At 40.6% G+C, this 14872-nt stretch carries 13 protein-coding genes; 9 read left to right on the plus strand and 4 right to left on the minus strand.

Going from position 1 to position 14872, the window contains the following annotated elements:
- Positions 1-42 precede the first annotated feature (42 nt).
- The 3 genes from NBH14_RS05545 to NBH14_RS05555 all read right to left on the minus strand — a co-directional run bounded on the left by NBH14_RS05545 (position 43) and on the right by NBH14_RS05555 (position 5789).
- Entirely contained in the window at positions 43-1737 is a 1695-nt protein-coding gene (locus tag NBH14_RS05545) for a RagB/SusD family nutrient uptake outer membrane protein (protein WP_186958645.1), read from the minus strand.
- A gap of 12 nt (positions 1738-1749) precedes the next feature.
- A complete protein-coding gene (locus NBH14_RS05550; RefSeq protein WP_186958646.1) occupies positions 1750-4920 on the minus strand; it encodes a SusC/RagA family TonB-linked outer membrane protein in 3171 nt (1056 codons plus the stop codon).
- A gap of 536 nt (positions 4921-5456) precedes the next feature.
- On the minus strand, positions 5457-5789 hold the full coding sequence (locus NBH14_RS05555) for a DMT family transporter (RefSeq protein WP_186958647.1): 333 nt from the start codon (positions 5787-5789) through the stop codon (positions 5457-5459).
- 849 nt (positions 5790-6638) lie between these two features.
- On the opposite strand from NBH14_RS05555, the gene NBH14_RS05560 reads away from it, so the two are divergent.
- From NBH14_RS05560 to NBH14_RS05570, 3 genes are all read left to right on the plus strand, one after another.
- The gene (locus NBH14_RS05560) at positions 6639-7235 is read left to right on the plus strand and encodes a Crp/Fnr family transcriptional regulator (protein ID WP_186958648.1); all 597 of its coding nucleotides are present in this window, start codon (positions 6639-6641) and stop codon (positions 7233-7235) included.
- 62 nt (positions 7236-7297) lie between these two features.
- Complete coding sequence (locus NBH14_RS05565) at positions 7298-8344, plus strand: acyltransferase family protein (RefSeq protein ID WP_186958649.1); 1047 nt, start codon at positions 7298-7300, stop codon at positions 8342-8344.
- Between the two features lie 5 nt (positions 8345-8349).
- The gene (locus NBH14_RS05570) at positions 8350-9537 is read left to right on the plus strand and encodes a DUF418 domain-containing protein (RefSeq protein WP_186958650.1); all 1188 of its coding nucleotides are present in this window, start codon (positions 8350-8352) and stop codon (positions 9535-9537) included.
- A gap of 173 nt (positions 9538-9710) precedes the next feature.
- Here NBH14_RS05570 and NBH14_RS05575 read toward each other — a convergent pair whose 3' ends face one another.
- Complete coding sequence (locus tag NBH14_RS05575) at positions 9711-10160, minus strand: helix-turn-helix domain-containing protein (protein WP_128135035.1); 450 nt, start codon at positions 10158-10160, stop codon at positions 9711-9713.
- A gap of 201 nt (positions 10161-10361) precedes the next feature.
- Here NBH14_RS05575 and NBH14_RS05580 point away from each other — a divergent pair, with 201 nt between their 5' ends.
- The 6 genes from NBH14_RS05580 to NBH14_RS05605 all read left to right on the plus strand — a co-directional run bounded on the left by NBH14_RS05580 (position 10362) and on the right by NBH14_RS05605 (position 14844).
- On the plus strand, positions 10362-10802 hold the full coding sequence (locus NBH14_RS05580; RefSeq protein ID WP_128135036.1) for a hypothetical protein: 441 nt from the start codon (positions 10362-10364) through the stop codon (positions 10800-10802).
- Between the two features lie 121 nt (positions 10803-10923).
- Positions 10924-11967 (plus strand): sugar kinase, encoded by a 1044-nt coding sequence (locus tag NBH14_RS05585; RefSeq protein WP_010800923.1) that lies wholly within the window; start codon positions 10924-10926, stop codon positions 11965-11967.
- 107 nt (positions 11968-12074) lie between these two features.
- Positions 12075-12743, plus strand: a complete 669-nt coding sequence (locus NBH14_RS05590) for a bifunctional 4-hydroxy-2-oxoglutarate aldolase/2-dehydro-3-deoxy-phosphogluconate aldolase (RefSeq protein WP_009860081.1) — start codon at positions 12075-12077, stop codon at positions 12741-12743.
- A 3-nt stretch (positions 12744-12746) separates the two neighbouring features.
- Positions 12747-14150 (plus strand): glucuronate isomerase, encoded by a 1404-nt coding sequence (uxaC, locus tag NBH14_RS05595; protein ID WP_186958651.1) that lies wholly within the window; start codon positions 12747-12749, stop codon positions 14148-14150.
- A 134-nt stretch (positions 14151-14284) separates the two neighbouring features.
- Entirely contained in the window at positions 14285-14545 is a 261-nt protein-coding gene (locus tag NBH14_RS05600; protein WP_010800926.1) for a hypothetical protein, read from the plus strand.
- Positions 14542-14844, plus strand: coding sequence for a type II toxin-antitoxin system RelE family toxin (locus NBH14_RS05605; protein WP_186958652.1), 303 nt, complete (start codon positions 14542-14544; stop codon positions 14842-14844). The genes NBH14_RS05600 and NBH14_RS05605 overlap by 4 nt, the downstream gene beginning before the upstream one ends.
- The last annotated feature ends 28 nt before the right edge of the window (positions 14845-14872 follow it).

The raw sequence follows: 14872 nt of genomic DNA on the forward strand, positions 1-14872 counted from the left end.
AAAGAGACAAAAAGGGGCTGCATGACACAGCCCCTTTTACTATTATTTATCCCATCCCGGATTCTGAGGAAGCAAACCAGGATTTCGTTGAAGTTCTGCCGTAGGAATCGGACGCAAATATAAACGATCATCCCATGTACGGCTCTTTCCGGCTTCATAAGAATAATCCTCATTCGTATAATTAGGATATACAATCGCATATTTACCACCTTTTTCCGGTTGGCGCTTACCCACATACGTTTTTACATTATCGCATATCTTTCCGGCTTTCCAACGCATCAGGTCATCCCAGCGGAATCCTTCACCAGCAAGTTCGACACGTCGTTCACGACGGATTTCCTGCAATAACGGTGAAAGGTCATATCCCCACTTTGTCCAGTTCGGATCGGTAAAACCAACGTTAATTGTCAAATGAGGCATACCAACACGGTCACGCAGCACATTGATCGTTTTATCGAGATCCGCCTGTGAGATTGTACCTAATTCAGCTTTTGCCTCAGCATTTATCAACAAAGTTTCGGCATAGCGATAAGCTATTCCATCATACGTATTATTATTCGCTTCAAATGCTTTATCGGTCGGAATAAAATATTTGATCGACTTATAGCCAGTATAGCAATACTGGTCGATAAACTTAGATTCCTCTTCTATAAACGTACTGTCATTTGTCGACAAAGTAACACGAGTCGGAAAATCCCAGGAAAGAATAGTCTGTTTCAATCGGGGATCCCGATCAGTCGTTTCGTTACGCATATTTTCATCTCCTTTATAATAGGTACTTAAAGAGATAGGCTTTCCATCCTTACACAAATAGCCTTCTACGAAATTTTTGGAAAAACCGGTATTAGCTTCCCATAAAGTACGGCTCATACCATGTTTTCTCTTCCCATCCAAAAAAGTTACCGAAAGAATCGCTTCCTTAAGATTAGTCTTATCTTCCATGACGAACATTTCATAATAATCTTTTTCAGGTTTTCCCGTATTATAAATTTCATACCGGCCACTATTTATTATCGCATCGGTTTCGTCGACCGCCATCTTCAAAAGACGTTCAGCCTTGTCCTGCCACCCCAGTTCGGTGTGGTATCTGTAATAAGTAGCTTCATGCAAACAAGTTCTGGCTTTCAAATGACGGGCCACATCTTTTCCGATACGTCCGGCTGCCGGTTTTTCGGGTAACCACTGAATGGCAAAATCAAAGTCTTCTATGATTTTATCCATTATCTCATAACGTTTAAGTTTCGGATCATATAATTCCGGAGAATCAGTACCCAGTTCTTTGTCAATCCAGGGAAGATCACCAAAAGTTCTCATTAATCCGGCATACTGGAAAGCCCTGAAAAAACGATTTTCACCTACATATTTATTTATATCCGCTTCCGAACCGACCACTGTCTGATAATGTGTCATAAAATAATTGGTCAGGCGAATCGGACTCCATGCCCCTTTACTCCAGTTACACCAGGAAGATGCTTCTGGTGTAGGTGTAGTAAACTGTCCCCAAAAATACTGCGCGATACCGTTAGGCACCTGATCGTCACTTTCCCCGTCGGCAATAGAAGTCACGCCACTAGGTAGCCAACCATAAAAATTGTTCACATAAGCTTCCAGATCACTCGGTGTATTCCAGAATGTTTTATCATTGATACTCTGTGGAGAGCGTTCCAAAAATGAGTCGTTACATGCCGTTAATGAGAGTACGGCAGCCACACCTATATATAATATTTTTTGTTTCATAATCCTTTATTTTTAGAAAGTTAGATTTAAACCGAAAGAGCAAGCGCGTTGCATCGGATACTTATAGGGGTCATCCAATTCCGGATCGAATCCTTCAGGAGTATTTGAAATTGTAAAGAGATTTTCTCCTGTAAAATAAACACGTAATTTTTCAATAGAAAACTTAGATGTAAATTCTTTCGGCAACGTATAGCCCACACTCAATGATTTCAAACGGCAATAAGCAGCGTTCAACAAATAACGAGTCTGGTTCTGTCCCATAGCCGAACCGCCGTTAAAGCGAGGAACAGGGAACAAAGCACCTGTATTGTCTTTTGACCAATAATCCGTATTATAACCGGAAGGAACATTCCATTCGCTGGAATAACCATTACGGAAAGGCAGTCCCGGCATCATAATGTCGCGTTTAGCCACCCCCTGGAAGAATACGGAGAAGTCTACGCCTTTCCAGTCTGCTCCCAGATTAATACCATAATGGAAACGTGGAGTCGAGTTACCGATTATCTTTTTATCACCCGGATTATCAACGGTGTTGTCACCCCAATCGATAACTCCATTACCATCCAGATCAGCAAAACGAATATCACCCGGTATCAACTGAATACCACCGGATACTTTATCCTGAGTGGGTGCACCAGCTACTTCCTCCGGACTCTGGAATAATCCCGCTGTTTCATATCCCCAAATTTCACCTTGTTTCTGACCTACATAAGAATTGCTCAGGCTTCGTTCTATATTGTCAAACTTTGTCACTTCACTCTGATAATCAGATAAGTTAAAACCGATGTTATAATGTAAACCATTAGGCAACTGATCATTCCAACTTATTTCGAATTCCCAACCTTTCGTCAGTGACTCTGCCGCATTTTCCAGAGGCTCGTTAGCACCTAAAACTCCCGGTAAGATTTTACCTGCAGAAAGAATATCAGACGTACGTCTCTGGTAATAGTCGAATGCCCCCTTCAAACGGCTGTTCAGCAAGTTGAAGTCAAGACCGATATTCCATTGAGTAACAGTTTCCCAAGTGATGGACTGGCTCACCAGACCACCCGGTGCAACAGCCTGCGGCTGGTTACTTCCCATAATCCAACCGATCTGACCGGTTCCATAATTGGATAAGTAAGCATACCAACCGTTATCCAATGCCTGGTTACCCAGACTACCGTAAGAACCTCTTAACTTCAATTCATCAAAGAAACTATTTGTCATGCTTTTAAACCAGGCTTCTTCTGACAATTTCCATCCCACAGAAAAAGAGGGATTAAAAGCGGAACGGTCATGTTTCGGAAATTTGGAAGAAAGGTCGTAACGCCCGTTAAATTCGATCAAATAACGATCGGCAAATGCATAGTTCACACGGAAGAAACCGCTACGGGTAGCCCAGGAATCCTCACCATTACTAACATATTTTTCTCCGGTAGCAGCATTCATCGAAGGTATATCATTCGCAATCAAACTTTCACGACTGGCACTAAAGCTGCGTGTATGTTTACTCTCCTGATTAAAACCGAGCATCACTTTAAAATAATGCTGATCCAATGTCTTTTCATAATCCCCAAAGAAATTAAATGCATTATATGTATCATTCTTTTGTGATTCGGCAACAGAGTTCGGGTTTGTCCAGGCGAATGTCTGAAGGAATTGTCCGTCCGCACCGTATTCGTTAAATGATTTCATATGAAATTTATTATGCTCAGCATAATAATTGAATGTATAATCCATATTAACAGTCATACCTTCTATCGGCGTTAACTTCAGTGCAACAGTATTCCAGAAGTCATTCTTGTCTGTCTTACGACCACCATTCGAAAGGATAGCCGGGAAATTGGTAAAATCACCCTGGCCAGACCAATTGCCGTCCGGATGCTTAACCGGCATGATCGGACGAGTATCACCTCCCATAAAGTTGTCGCCATGAACGTTATCCTGATTCAAACCGGACAGGTTCGTACGGTTATAAGTTGTCTTCATCGATAAGTGCAACCAGTTATTAACATCATAATTAATATTATTCATGATATTAAACTTCTTGAATTCCTCATTACCAAACTTCAACAAAGAACCCTGGTTCAAATACCCCAAAGAAGTATAATAAGTGGCTTTCTTAGTACCGCCACTGATATTCACGCCATAATTCTGCACCGGATAACTTTTCTTATACAACTCTTCCATCCAGTTAGTGTTACCACTATACGTATATTTGGTACCGTTCTTACTTAAATTAGGATTTGAAGAGATATAAACAGGAGAATTATTAACAGGATCGTTATAGTACGCTTGGACATGCTCCATAAATTCAGCATCAAACTGCGAATAAAGCTCACGCCCGGAGGTGTTATATTCTGCCGTATTCATCCAGTTCACCCATTCCATAGAATTCATATAAGTAGGACGGGTAGTCGGACCGTTAAAAGAAACGGATGCATCAAAAGAAACCTGCGTCGGCTGATCTTTCCGTCCCCCTTTAGTCGTGATAAGTACAACACCGTAAGCAGCACGTGTACCGTAAATAGCAGCAGAAGCGGCATCCTTCAATACAGATACTGATTTTACGTCCTGAGGATTAATCAAGTTTGGATCCATCTCCACACCATCTACCAATACCAACGGACTACTACCGCTTAAGGCCGTCGTACCACGAATGTTGAAAGAAGAACCTGTACCCGGGCGGCCACTGGTCGTCACATTCAAGTTAGGAATGGCCCCCTGCAAACCTTGTCCCAGATTGACGATAGGACGATCTTCGAGGACCTTACTATCTATTGCAGACACGGCACCGGTCAAATTGGCTTTTTTCACAGTAGCATAACCAACCACCACCACTTCATCCAAGGCTTTGGAATCTTCTTTCAGTACAATCTTCAAGGCTGTTTGTCCCGTGTAGGTGATTTCCTGCGTAACAAATCCAATGTAGGAGATCTGAATGACATCACCCTTTTTCACATTTTCCAATGTAAAGTTACCATCCATATCGGTAACATTTCCATTTGTAGTTCCTTTCACTAGTACAGTAGCTCCGGTAATAGGACCTAAGGCATCTTCTACCACACCACTAACTTTCCCGCTTTGCTGGGAAACGCTAACACTTTGCTTTTCAGGTGCAATCTCAGCAAAAGCACCAACAGGAACTGCTAAGGCTCCCGATAGCAAAATTAGACTTACTAACTTAGTTTTTTTCAGCATAAAGTTATAATTTAAAGAATACATCTTTTATAAAAAGGGCGGCAGTCTTACAGGTAAGTAGAAACATTCACTCTCAGACAATAGAACTGGGCGCACTTTTCATAGTCATTTGCTTGTCATTATTTATATAAGTTCTGAAAGAACTCTGTCACCCCATTCTCATATTTCCATTCAAAAACTGGTTTTTATTTCATTGAGTAAAAAATAGTAAGATGTAGTATGAAATTTCTAACTCTTTTATAGTGATTTTTACGCACACATCAGCTTTGTTTGTTAAAATTGAATTAGAATATGATATTTTTACATAATTATATCACGATTAAATAAATATTTCAATATATTTGCGAAGAAAAAACAGAGTTCTTTCAGAACTTAAATCATCTTACAACCATCACACTAATTCATATAAACAGAGATAATCAAGGTTTCTTCGCATAGGTCAATAGGTTACACCAGATAAGATCACTCTTCCTTCTAAAAATTCACAACATATAAATTTCAAACATAATTAACGGTTACATATTTTCTATTTCACTTTAATGCGATACGGTTTTTGAGAAAATATTAATAACAATAACACCTGCAATGATCAATCCTAATCCCAGGATTGCAGGTAAATCCAGCGACTGCTTAAAAAATATCAGACCAATAACGGATATTAAGACGATACCCACTCCCGACCAGATAGCATAAGCAATGCCGACAGGAAGTGTCTTCAATGTCAATCCCAGAAAATAAAAGGCACAGACATATGCCACAACTGTAATTACCGAAGGAAGCAGCTTCGAAAACTGCTCGGATGCTTTCAGACCACTTGTACCTACCACTTCCAGCATAATTGCCAAAAACAGAAAAATAAATTGTTTCATAACTTGATTTTTAAATTCCCGGGACAAAAGTAGCGGTTTGAAATCACATTAAAATTACCCTATGGTAATTTCAAAAAATAATATAGATTGACTAGTAGACGTCAGTCATCATTCGGGATATATTACGACAAGTATATAATAAATGAATCCCCATACCCACTTTTTCAATTTGATGCATTTAACATCAATAATCTATCAAATTGATTCATTTATAAACATTTTCATATCAGCAATATTACGCAAGACAACCAAAACAGAGGAACCTGCTATACAATATTTAACATTTAATTCATCAGAGCCAAATTCAAATCACCGTTTTAAATAAATTGCAAGTTCGTTTAAAACGAGATTTTTTTCATTTTAAATGAATTGGGGATTTATTTAAAAGAAAATTTTTGTTAAATTAGGTCGAAGAGACCTCTTTTCAGAGTCTTTTTACCCTCAAAACACATGTTTTACAACAGGTTATTTTTCCAGACGGAGACAAATATTGCATCAGATTCAAATAGCACATTCACACAGATAGTTCATATTCAATATCAATATCCAGCAATATCAGCACAATGCGAACAAAAAAACAAGCGTAACGAGCAAAATCCGACATAAAGATATACAAATATCGCTCATAAGAGCAATAAAAAAGAACACACCTGAACAAGGACACATACAGCACACTGGCAACAAGGTTAATTTGACATTTTGACAAACAACATTTACCCTATTATATCAATGATTTGTTGTGGCAATATGATAATAGCATCACTACTGTAAACCAGTTCACGTTTCAAAAAAAGTATCAAATGTCAAACCAACAAGATATATTGCTATTTTTACACAAAATTTAGACCAATGGATCAAGGATATAATAATATAATCAACAGCATCAGAAAGTTTTACCCGGTATCGGACGAATCAATAGCTGAACTGACCGGGCATTTTACTCCGTTGTTTTTACCTAAAAAGCATTTATTGATTAAAGGAGGAGTATTGGATCGCCATGTCTATTTCATAGAAAAAGGATTCTGCCGGTCATATTGCATCCTCAACGGAAAAGAAGTCACCATATGGTTTTCCAGGGAAGGGGATATAACCTTTGCCATGAAAGACCTATACCACAACAAACCCGGATATGAATATGTAGAGATATTGGAAGACTCCCTATTCTATTCCATACCTATCAACGAACTCAATGCCTTGTATCAGAAGAATATCGAAATAGCTAACTGGTCACGTGTAATCCACCAAGAATGTTTATTACAAATAGACCAGATTCATATTGACCGCCTCTACCTTACCGCCAAAGAGCGATATGAGAAGTTGATCGATGAACAACCCGACCTGCTTTCGAGAGCAAACCTCGGACATATCGCTTCTTTCTTGGGTATGACACAACAAAATCTGAGCCGGTTGAGAAATGAGAAGTTACATTCTTCCCTCCGATTTTGATCTATGTGAAAAAAGATTTTACTTTAATTCGTTACCTTTGCAGCAAATAACAGACTTTTACCATGATAAGCCCATTGACATCGCTCCGTTTTTTATTTGCATTAATGGTTTTCGGAGCACATCTTTACACTATCGATCCCTATTTCGACCATTTGTTCTATAAAGAAGGATTTGTGGGTGTAAACTTCTTTTTTATTCTTAGCGGATTCATTATCGCTTATACCTATCGCGACAGGCTTCTTGAACAAAAGTCTACCTTGCGGGAATTTTGGGTGGCTCGTATCGCACGCATCTATCCGCTTCATTTATTGACACTTGGCATATCGGTTTGTGTGGGTGGATATATATCGAGTGATCTTATTGACTGGATCAAACATTTTGTTGCCAATCTGTTTCTTCTCCAACCGTTTATACCTGCTGCCGATTATTTCTTTTCATTCAACAGCCCGTCATGGAGTTTGGGATGCGAACAATTATTTTATTTCCTGTTTCCTTTTATTATCGGATGCCTGGGCAAAAAGAACCGGATTCTTTACCTTGCCGGAGTTCTGGTTATAGCGATCCCAATAGCTATGTATTTCACAATGGATCAAGATATAAAAGCGATATGGTATGTAAATCCGCTTACCCGTTTACCGGATTTTCTGATCGGAATGCTATTGTTCCACCTGTATGATAAATTCAAACAGAAAGAATGGACTTATAAACAGGCCTCGGTCTACGAAACAGCGGTTGTCCTGCTTTTCCTTCTTTTTTATCTGCCGGCGGGAGAATATATTCCCAAAGTATTTCGTTATTCCTGTTATTACTGGTTGCCTATCAGTCTGTTGCTGTATGTTTTTGCACATCAGAAAGGATATATATCACGTCTTTTATCCAATAAATATCTTGTCATTGGAGGTGAAATCAGTTTCAGTTTTTACCTGATACATCTCTTCATAATAGAAGGATATAACTGGATAATCCGTAGCTACGATCTCCATATCCCGTATCAACTGGGGATACCCGTCATATTAATTATCGTGACCGGACTAAGCCTGCTGTCATATTATTATTTTGAAAAGCCGGCAAACAAATTGGTAAAGAATTTATTAAACAAAAAAAAATAATCGACATGCAACAAACTCCAACTTCCAAAATCCCCCGTATCGAGGTGGTAGATGCTTTACGAGGCTTTGCCGTTCTGGCAATTATTCTGGTTCATAACCTGGAACATTTTATCTTTCCGGTATATCCGGATGCGGCTAGCCAACCGGAATGGCTGAACATTCTGAATGAAGGCGTCTTCAGCGTCACCTTCTCGCTGTTCGCCGGAAAAGCATACGCTATTTTTGCTTTATTATTCGGCTTTACATTTTATATCCAATATACCAACCAACAGAAAAAAGGGAAAGACTTCGGTTACCGTTTCCTCTGGCGATTGCTTCTGCTGGTAGGTTTTGCCACATTGAATGCCGCCTTCTTCCCGGCAGGTGATGTGTTACTGTTGTTCTGCGTAGTGGGAATATTCCTTTTTCTGGTACGTAAATGGAGTGATAAAGCGGTCCTTATCACGGCAATCATTCTTTTATTGCAGCCTGTCGAATGGTTCCATTATGTTGCCAGCCTGTTCAATCCTGAATATACGTTACCGAATCTGGGCGTCGGAGAGATGTACGGCGAAGTAGCCGCTTACACTAAAGAAGGTGATTTCTGGAAATTCATTCTCGGCAACGTGACACTCGGACAAAAGGCCAGCCTGTTCTGGGCAATCGGTGCCGGTCGCTTCCTGCAAACAGCCGGCCTGTTCATGCTCGGATTGCTTATCGGCAGAAAGCAATTATTTGTTACTTCCGACACGAATACCCGCTTCTGGGTAAAAGCCCTGATCATTTCTGCGATTGTATTCGGTCCGCTCTACCAGTTGAAGGTCATGTTATACGATAACGGCGATGTAGCAATGACTAAAAATACGGTAGGTGTAATTCTGGATATGTGGCAAAAGTTTGCCTTCACAGTTGTACTGGTTGCCTCTTTCGTTTTATTATATCAGAAAGAATCATTCAAGAAGCTGACTACCTCATTACGTTTCTACGGAAAGATGAGCTTGACAAACTATATCTCCCAATCCATAATGGGAGCAATCATCTATTTCCCGTTCGGTTTATACCTGGCTCCTTATTGCGGATATACCGTCAGCCTGCTGATCGGTTTCATCCTGTTCCTGTTGCAGGTAAGTTTCTGTAAATGGTGGTTGAAAGGACATAAACAAGGTCCGTTGGAAAGTATCTGGCATAAACTGACTTGGATCAATTCAAAATAAGGGGGAATTCTCGTTTAAAACGAGCCAAATTTCGTTTTAAACGGGGTTAAGGTTCGTTTTAAACGAGATTTTACCCGTTTTAAATGAACTTGAAGTCCGTTTTAAACGAGATTTTTCGATAGCATCTTTGCTTCCTTACTTTTCTCTTCCTAATCACTGAAAAACATAGGCTATTATTTCTTTTCGTTCAATAGCTTTTCAAGTAAGGCAACCTTTTCTTTTTCATTTGCCATCATACGTTCATATAGGGATGCATTTTCTTTGGTCAGTTCGATAATTTTTTCAACGGGATGAATTATCCTATTATCATTCACCTCATTCTCATTAACATAACCTATTCCACTATTATTGCTTCCATTCTCAAAATTATTATTCTCAATAACTACAGAAATCGGCGTCTCTTCCATATTTTCAATAACTTCGGGTGCCACTTTCAGGATAGACGCAATTTTTTCCATATAATCTTTTCCTATTACTTTTTGTTGTTCCAACTGGGAGACGAACTGCTGGCTAACACCCAATTCATTAGCTAACGTTATCTGTTTCATACCTTCATATCGGCGTATCTTACCGACATTAGCACCCTGATGAACTCTACTATCCTTTACATTTTCAGTTTCCATGTTATATATCTTAATTTAAGAATGAAACAAATATATAAACAAATCTCCATATTCTGATGAAGATACAAGGATATAACAGAACATCCGATATTTTTTCTCCTTGTATGAAATTGTAAAATACAAGCCAACAGCTGAATCTTTACAAGTAAAACAACTACAGCCTTTCAAAATTATATGCAGTCTTTTGCATAAAGAATTGTTATGAATAAAATATACACATTACTTTTAATGGCATTAGCCCTATCTTTGCTGGTGTTTTGGACCAGCAAAGAAAAAAGAGAGAAAGAGCCGTTTTGTATTATTTACCATGTTGCCGTACATACACTATCTGCACGCAAACTTATAATCACATATACAAACACCAATGGTCTTGTACAGGAAACCTTTACCGGTAAAAAATGGGAAAAGAAAGTTTGCTTATCCCCCGATGAGATCGCTTCGTTACGGATAGACGAAATCACCGATCCCGGAAAAGAATATCAGTCTTGTTTACCAGAACAAGAAGAATTACAGGACCCAATGGCCCGCGACTTTGCCATAAAACCCCTTTCTATATGGATCGAACATGAAAAGAAAACAGTACTCAATGCTGGATACAACCATTTGCAAATATCATTGCTGACTTCTGAAATAGATCGGTGATTGACAATAGAAACAAAATATGTTCGTTTTAATTCCATTTTGTACAAATGTTTTCGCACACACATGTTAGGAAATTAAATATAAACTACTACTTTTGCACTGGAATATAAAAGTTTATGCCATGGATAAAAAAGTAATCACCTTTGGAGAGATAATGCTCAGACTGGCCACACCAGATTATCTCCGTTTCAATCAGACAAATCAATTGAATGCTACCTTCGGAGGTGGCGAAGCTAACGTTGCCGTATCGCTAGCAAATTATGGGATCGACACAGAGTTCGTAACCCGTTTGCCGAAAAATGATATTGCTCGTGCCTGTGTTATGGATTTACGTAAATATGGTGTCGGAACCTCCCACATCGTTTACGGAGGCGACCGCCTGGGTATCTACTTCCTGGAAACAGGAGCCGTAGCCCGTGCCAGCAAAGTTGTTTACGACCGTGCCCATTCTTCTATTGCTGAAATAGAAGCTGGAATGATCAACTGGGAAGAAGTGTTGAAAGATGCCTCCTGGTTCCACTGGACCGGTATCACTCCGGCTATCTCACAAGGTGCTGCCGACGCTTGTCTGGAAGCTATCCAGGCTGCCAATAAACTGGGTGTACCTGTATCCTGCGACCTGAATTATCGTAAAAACCTCTGGAAATACGGTAAAAAGGCTTCTGAAGTAATGCCTGAACTGGTTGCCGGTTGCGATGTGATTCTGGGAAATGAAGAAGATGCAGAGAAAGTATTCGGTATCAAACCGGAGGGCTTCGACGTTGCACAGACTGAAGGCCAGGTAAATGCGGCTGAATTCGAATCGGTTTGCACACAGTTGATGGAAAAATTCCCGCGTGCAAAGAAAGTAATCATCACTTTGCGTGGTTCTATCAACGCCAATCATAATACATGGGGCGGCGTTCTGTATGCCGACGGTAAATTATATCAGTCACGCCGTTACGATATTACCCATATCGTTGACCGCGTTGGTGGCGGCGACTCTTTCATGGGGGGCCTGATCTACGGTTTGCTGACTTATACTACTGATGACCAGAAAGCACTCGACTTCGCTGTCGCTGCTTCCTGCCTGAAGCACACCATCTACGGTGACTTCAACCAGGTAACTGTCGACGAAGTGGAAAAACTGATGGAAGGCGACGGATCGGGAAGAGTGTCGAGATGAGAAAATAATAAGCCAATGAAAAAATGTGCCAATATGCCAATGGAAAAATCCATTAGTAACTTTAATTGGCACATTGGCACATTGATCACATTAAATAATTATTTACAATGGCTAGATTTAGTAAAATGCAGGTATTGGATGCGATGATCAGCACCGGAATGGTACCTGTTTATTATAATAAAGATATAGAAACTGCTAAACAAGTATTAAAGGCTTGTTATGATGGTGGGGTACGTGCATTTGAATTTACCAATCGCGGAGACTTCGCTCATGAAGTATTTGCCGAACTGGTAAAATATGCTGCGGTAGAATGTCCTGAAATGGTTTTAGGCATCGGTTCTATCGTCGACCCGGCTACGGCTGCCCTGTTCCTGCAACTGGGTGCCAACTTCGTAGTCGGCCCGTTGTTCAATCCGGAAATTGCGAAGGTATGCAACCGCCGCCTGGTTCCTTACACACCGGGATGCGGATCTGTTTCGGAAATAGGCTTTGCGCAAGAAGTGGGATGTGATTTGTGTAAAGTATTCCCGGCCGGGAATGTGGGTGGTCCTTCTTTTGTCAAGAATATCAAAGCACCGATGCCATGGTCTATGATTATGGCTACAGGAGCGGTCGAACCGACAGAAGAGAACTTGTCAGCCTGGTTCAAGGCTGGCGTTACTTGTGTAGGAATGGGTTCCAACCTGTTCCCTAAAGAAGCCATTGCAGCCAAAGACTGGAATGCCATCACTGCTCTTTGCAGCAACGCATTAAGCATCATCAAAAAATACCGTTGATATATGAAGCCTTTTCTTAATTCAGATTTCCTGCTACAGACGGAGACAGCTCAAAAACTGTATCACGAACATGCAGCGAAGATGCCGATCATTGACTATCATTGTCACCTGATCCCGCAGCAGATAGCCGACAACTACCAGTTTGCCGACCTGACAGAGATTTGGTTGGGCGGAGACCATTACAAATGGCGTGCCATGCGTGCAAACGGTGTTCCCGAAGAATATATTACCGGCGACAAACCGGCATTCGAGAAATTCCAGAAATGGGCGGATACCTTACAACATGCTATGCGCAACCCGCTTTACCACTGGACTCACCTGGAACTGAGCCGCATATTCGGTGTCGACAAGGTGTTGAATCCTTCAACTGCACGTGAAATATACGACGAATGTACCGCCAAACTGCAAACCCCGGAATTTCGTGCGCAGGCCATCATGGAACGCATGAATGTGGAAGTTGTTTGTACGACTGACGATCCGGTCGATTCACTGGAATACCATAAAGCGATCCGTAACACTTCGTTGAAGACGAAAGTTCTTCCTACCTGGCGTCCGGACAAGGCGATGGCTATCGAAAATGTAGCTGCTTACAATGAATACCTGACCAAGCTGGAAGCTGCTTCCGGCATGTCGATCCTTTCTTTCAAAGACTTGTTAGCGGCTTTACAGAAACGTCATGACTTCTTTGAATCTGTCGGTTGCCGCGTATCGGATCATGGTTTGAGTACATTCTACGCAACACCTTATACCAATGCCGAGATAGAAGCTATCTTCATGAAAGCCCGAATGAATAAGGCATTGACCGGCGAAGAGATCGACAAATTCCGTTCTGCCATGTTGTATGAACTGGCTGTTATGGATGCCCGTAGCAACTGGGCACAACAATTCCATATCGGTCCGACACGTAACAACAATGCCCGCATGTTCAAAAAGCTGGGACCGGATACCGGATACGACGCTATCGGTGACCTGGAAGTGGCAGAACCGATGGTCCGTTTCCTCAGCCGCCTGGAAGAAGAAAGAGCATTAGCTAAAACGATATTCTACAACCTGAACCCGAAAGACAGTGCCGTGATGATGACTACGGCTTACAGCTTCAACGACGGTTCGCTGCCGGGCAAGATGCAGTATGGCGCCGGCTGGTGGTTCCTGGATCAGATCCATGGCATGGAAGACCAGATGAACACGCTGTCCGATCTGGGCCTGCTGAGCCGTTTTGTCGGAATGCTGACCGATTCACGCAGTTTCCTGTCTTATCCGCGTCACGAATATTTCCGCCGTATCCTTTGCAATATGCTTGGTAAGGAAGTGGAAAACGGTGAGCTGCCGGTTTCTGAAATACCTTTCATCGGCAAAATGGTAGAGGATATCAGTTATAAGAATGCGAAAGAATATTTCGGATTTTAAGATCAATAATTTAAGAAATGATGGAAGCGAAGGTTCGTAGAAATGAATCTTCGCTTTTTATGACATATATGATATATACCGTATATATTGTATATGTCATATATATTCCATATCTTTACCAAAAATTCAATGTGATGGATGCAGTAATACCAACAAATAAAAGAAAAGTAATCGATCTGAAAGACGATACCTTTAGATCATTATCCGTAATGGCAGCACAACAGGGTACTAATCTTAAAAGACTTATTGAAAGCCTTCTAGATCGTACCGCAGAAGAATATAATGATACGGCTATGTACCGAATGCTATCGGAACAAAGACCAGAGGGGAAAATCAAACTTAACCCACAGGAAAAGAAAGATTTTGAAAACTGGTTAGGATTGGATATCAAATGAATGTAGACTTCTCGAAAGACTTTGAAAAAAGTGTCCGGAAATTATCCGGAAAAATACTTTTGTCTGTAAAAGAAGTGATCCAGGAAGTCATCGATGCTAAAGATCTGGATGATATAACGGACTGCATAAGACTTACCGGCTATGATTATGTATATCGGATCAGGATCGGAGATTACCGAGCTTTCTTTGTGTTTCACGTTCAAATTATTGGCGATACGGTAACGTTTGAATATCTGGTATCCAGGGGAGAAGCATACAATAAGAAAATACAACAAAAGCTAAGAAGGAAAGATAAATAAAACAACGACTTATACGGGAAAGGATGTA

The organism is Parabacteroides caecihominis (assembly GCF_023656785.1).
In the GTDB taxonomy this organism is placed as follows: domain Bacteria; phylum Bacteroidota; class Bacteroidia; order Bacteroidales; family Tannerellaceae; genus Parabacteroides; species Parabacteroides segnis.

Coding starts and splice junctions, on each gene's coding strand:
- uxaC (WP_186958651.1), top strand. CDS start 12,747: ATGAAGCCTTTTCTTAATTCAGATTTCCTGCTACAGACGGAGACAGCT.
- NBH14_RS05565 (WP_186958649.1), top strand. CDS start 7,298: ATGATAAGCCCATTGACATCGCTCCGTTTTTTATTTGCATTAATGGTT.
- NBH14_RS05600 (WP_010800926.1), top strand. CDS start 14,285: ATGGATGCAGTAATACCAACAAATAAAAGAAAAGTAATCGATCTGAAA.
- NBH14_RS05605 (WP_186958652.1), top strand. CDS start 14,542: ATGAATGTAGACTTCTCGAAAGACTTTGAAAAAAGTGTCCGGAAATTA.
- NBH14_RS05550 (WP_186958646.1), bottom strand. CDS start 4,920: ATGCTGAAAAAAACTAAGTTAGTAAGTCTAATTTTGCTATCGGGAGCC.
- NBH14_RS05570 (WP_186958650.1), top strand. CDS start 8,350: ATGCAACAAACTCCAACTTCCAAAATCCCCCGTATCGAGGTGGTAGAT.
- NBH14_RS05560 (WP_186958648.1), top strand. CDS start 6,639: ATGGATCAAGGATATAATAATATAATCAACAGCATCAGAAAGTTTTAC.
- NBH14_RS05580 (WP_128135036.1), top strand. CDS start 10,362: ATGAATAAAATATACACATTACTTTTAATGGCATTAGCCCTATCTTTG.
- NBH14_RS05545 (WP_186958645.1), bottom strand. CDS start 1,737: ATGAAACAAAAAATATTATATATAGGTGTGGCTGCCGTACTCTCATTA.
- NBH14_RS05590 (WP_009860081.1), top strand. CDS start 12,075: ATGGCTAGATTTAGTAAAATGCAGGTATTGGATGCGATGATCAGCACC.
- NBH14_RS05575 (WP_128135035.1), bottom strand. CDS start 10,160: ATGGAAACTGAAAATGTAAAGGATAGTAGAGTTCATCAGGGTGCTAAT.
- NBH14_RS05585 (WP_010800923.1), top strand. CDS start 10,924: ATGGATAAAAAAGTAATCACCTTTGGAGAGATAATGCTCAGACTGGCC.
- NBH14_RS05555 (WP_186958647.1), bottom strand. CDS start 5,789: ATGAAACAATTTATTTTTCTGTTTTTGGCAATTATGCTGGAAGTGGTA.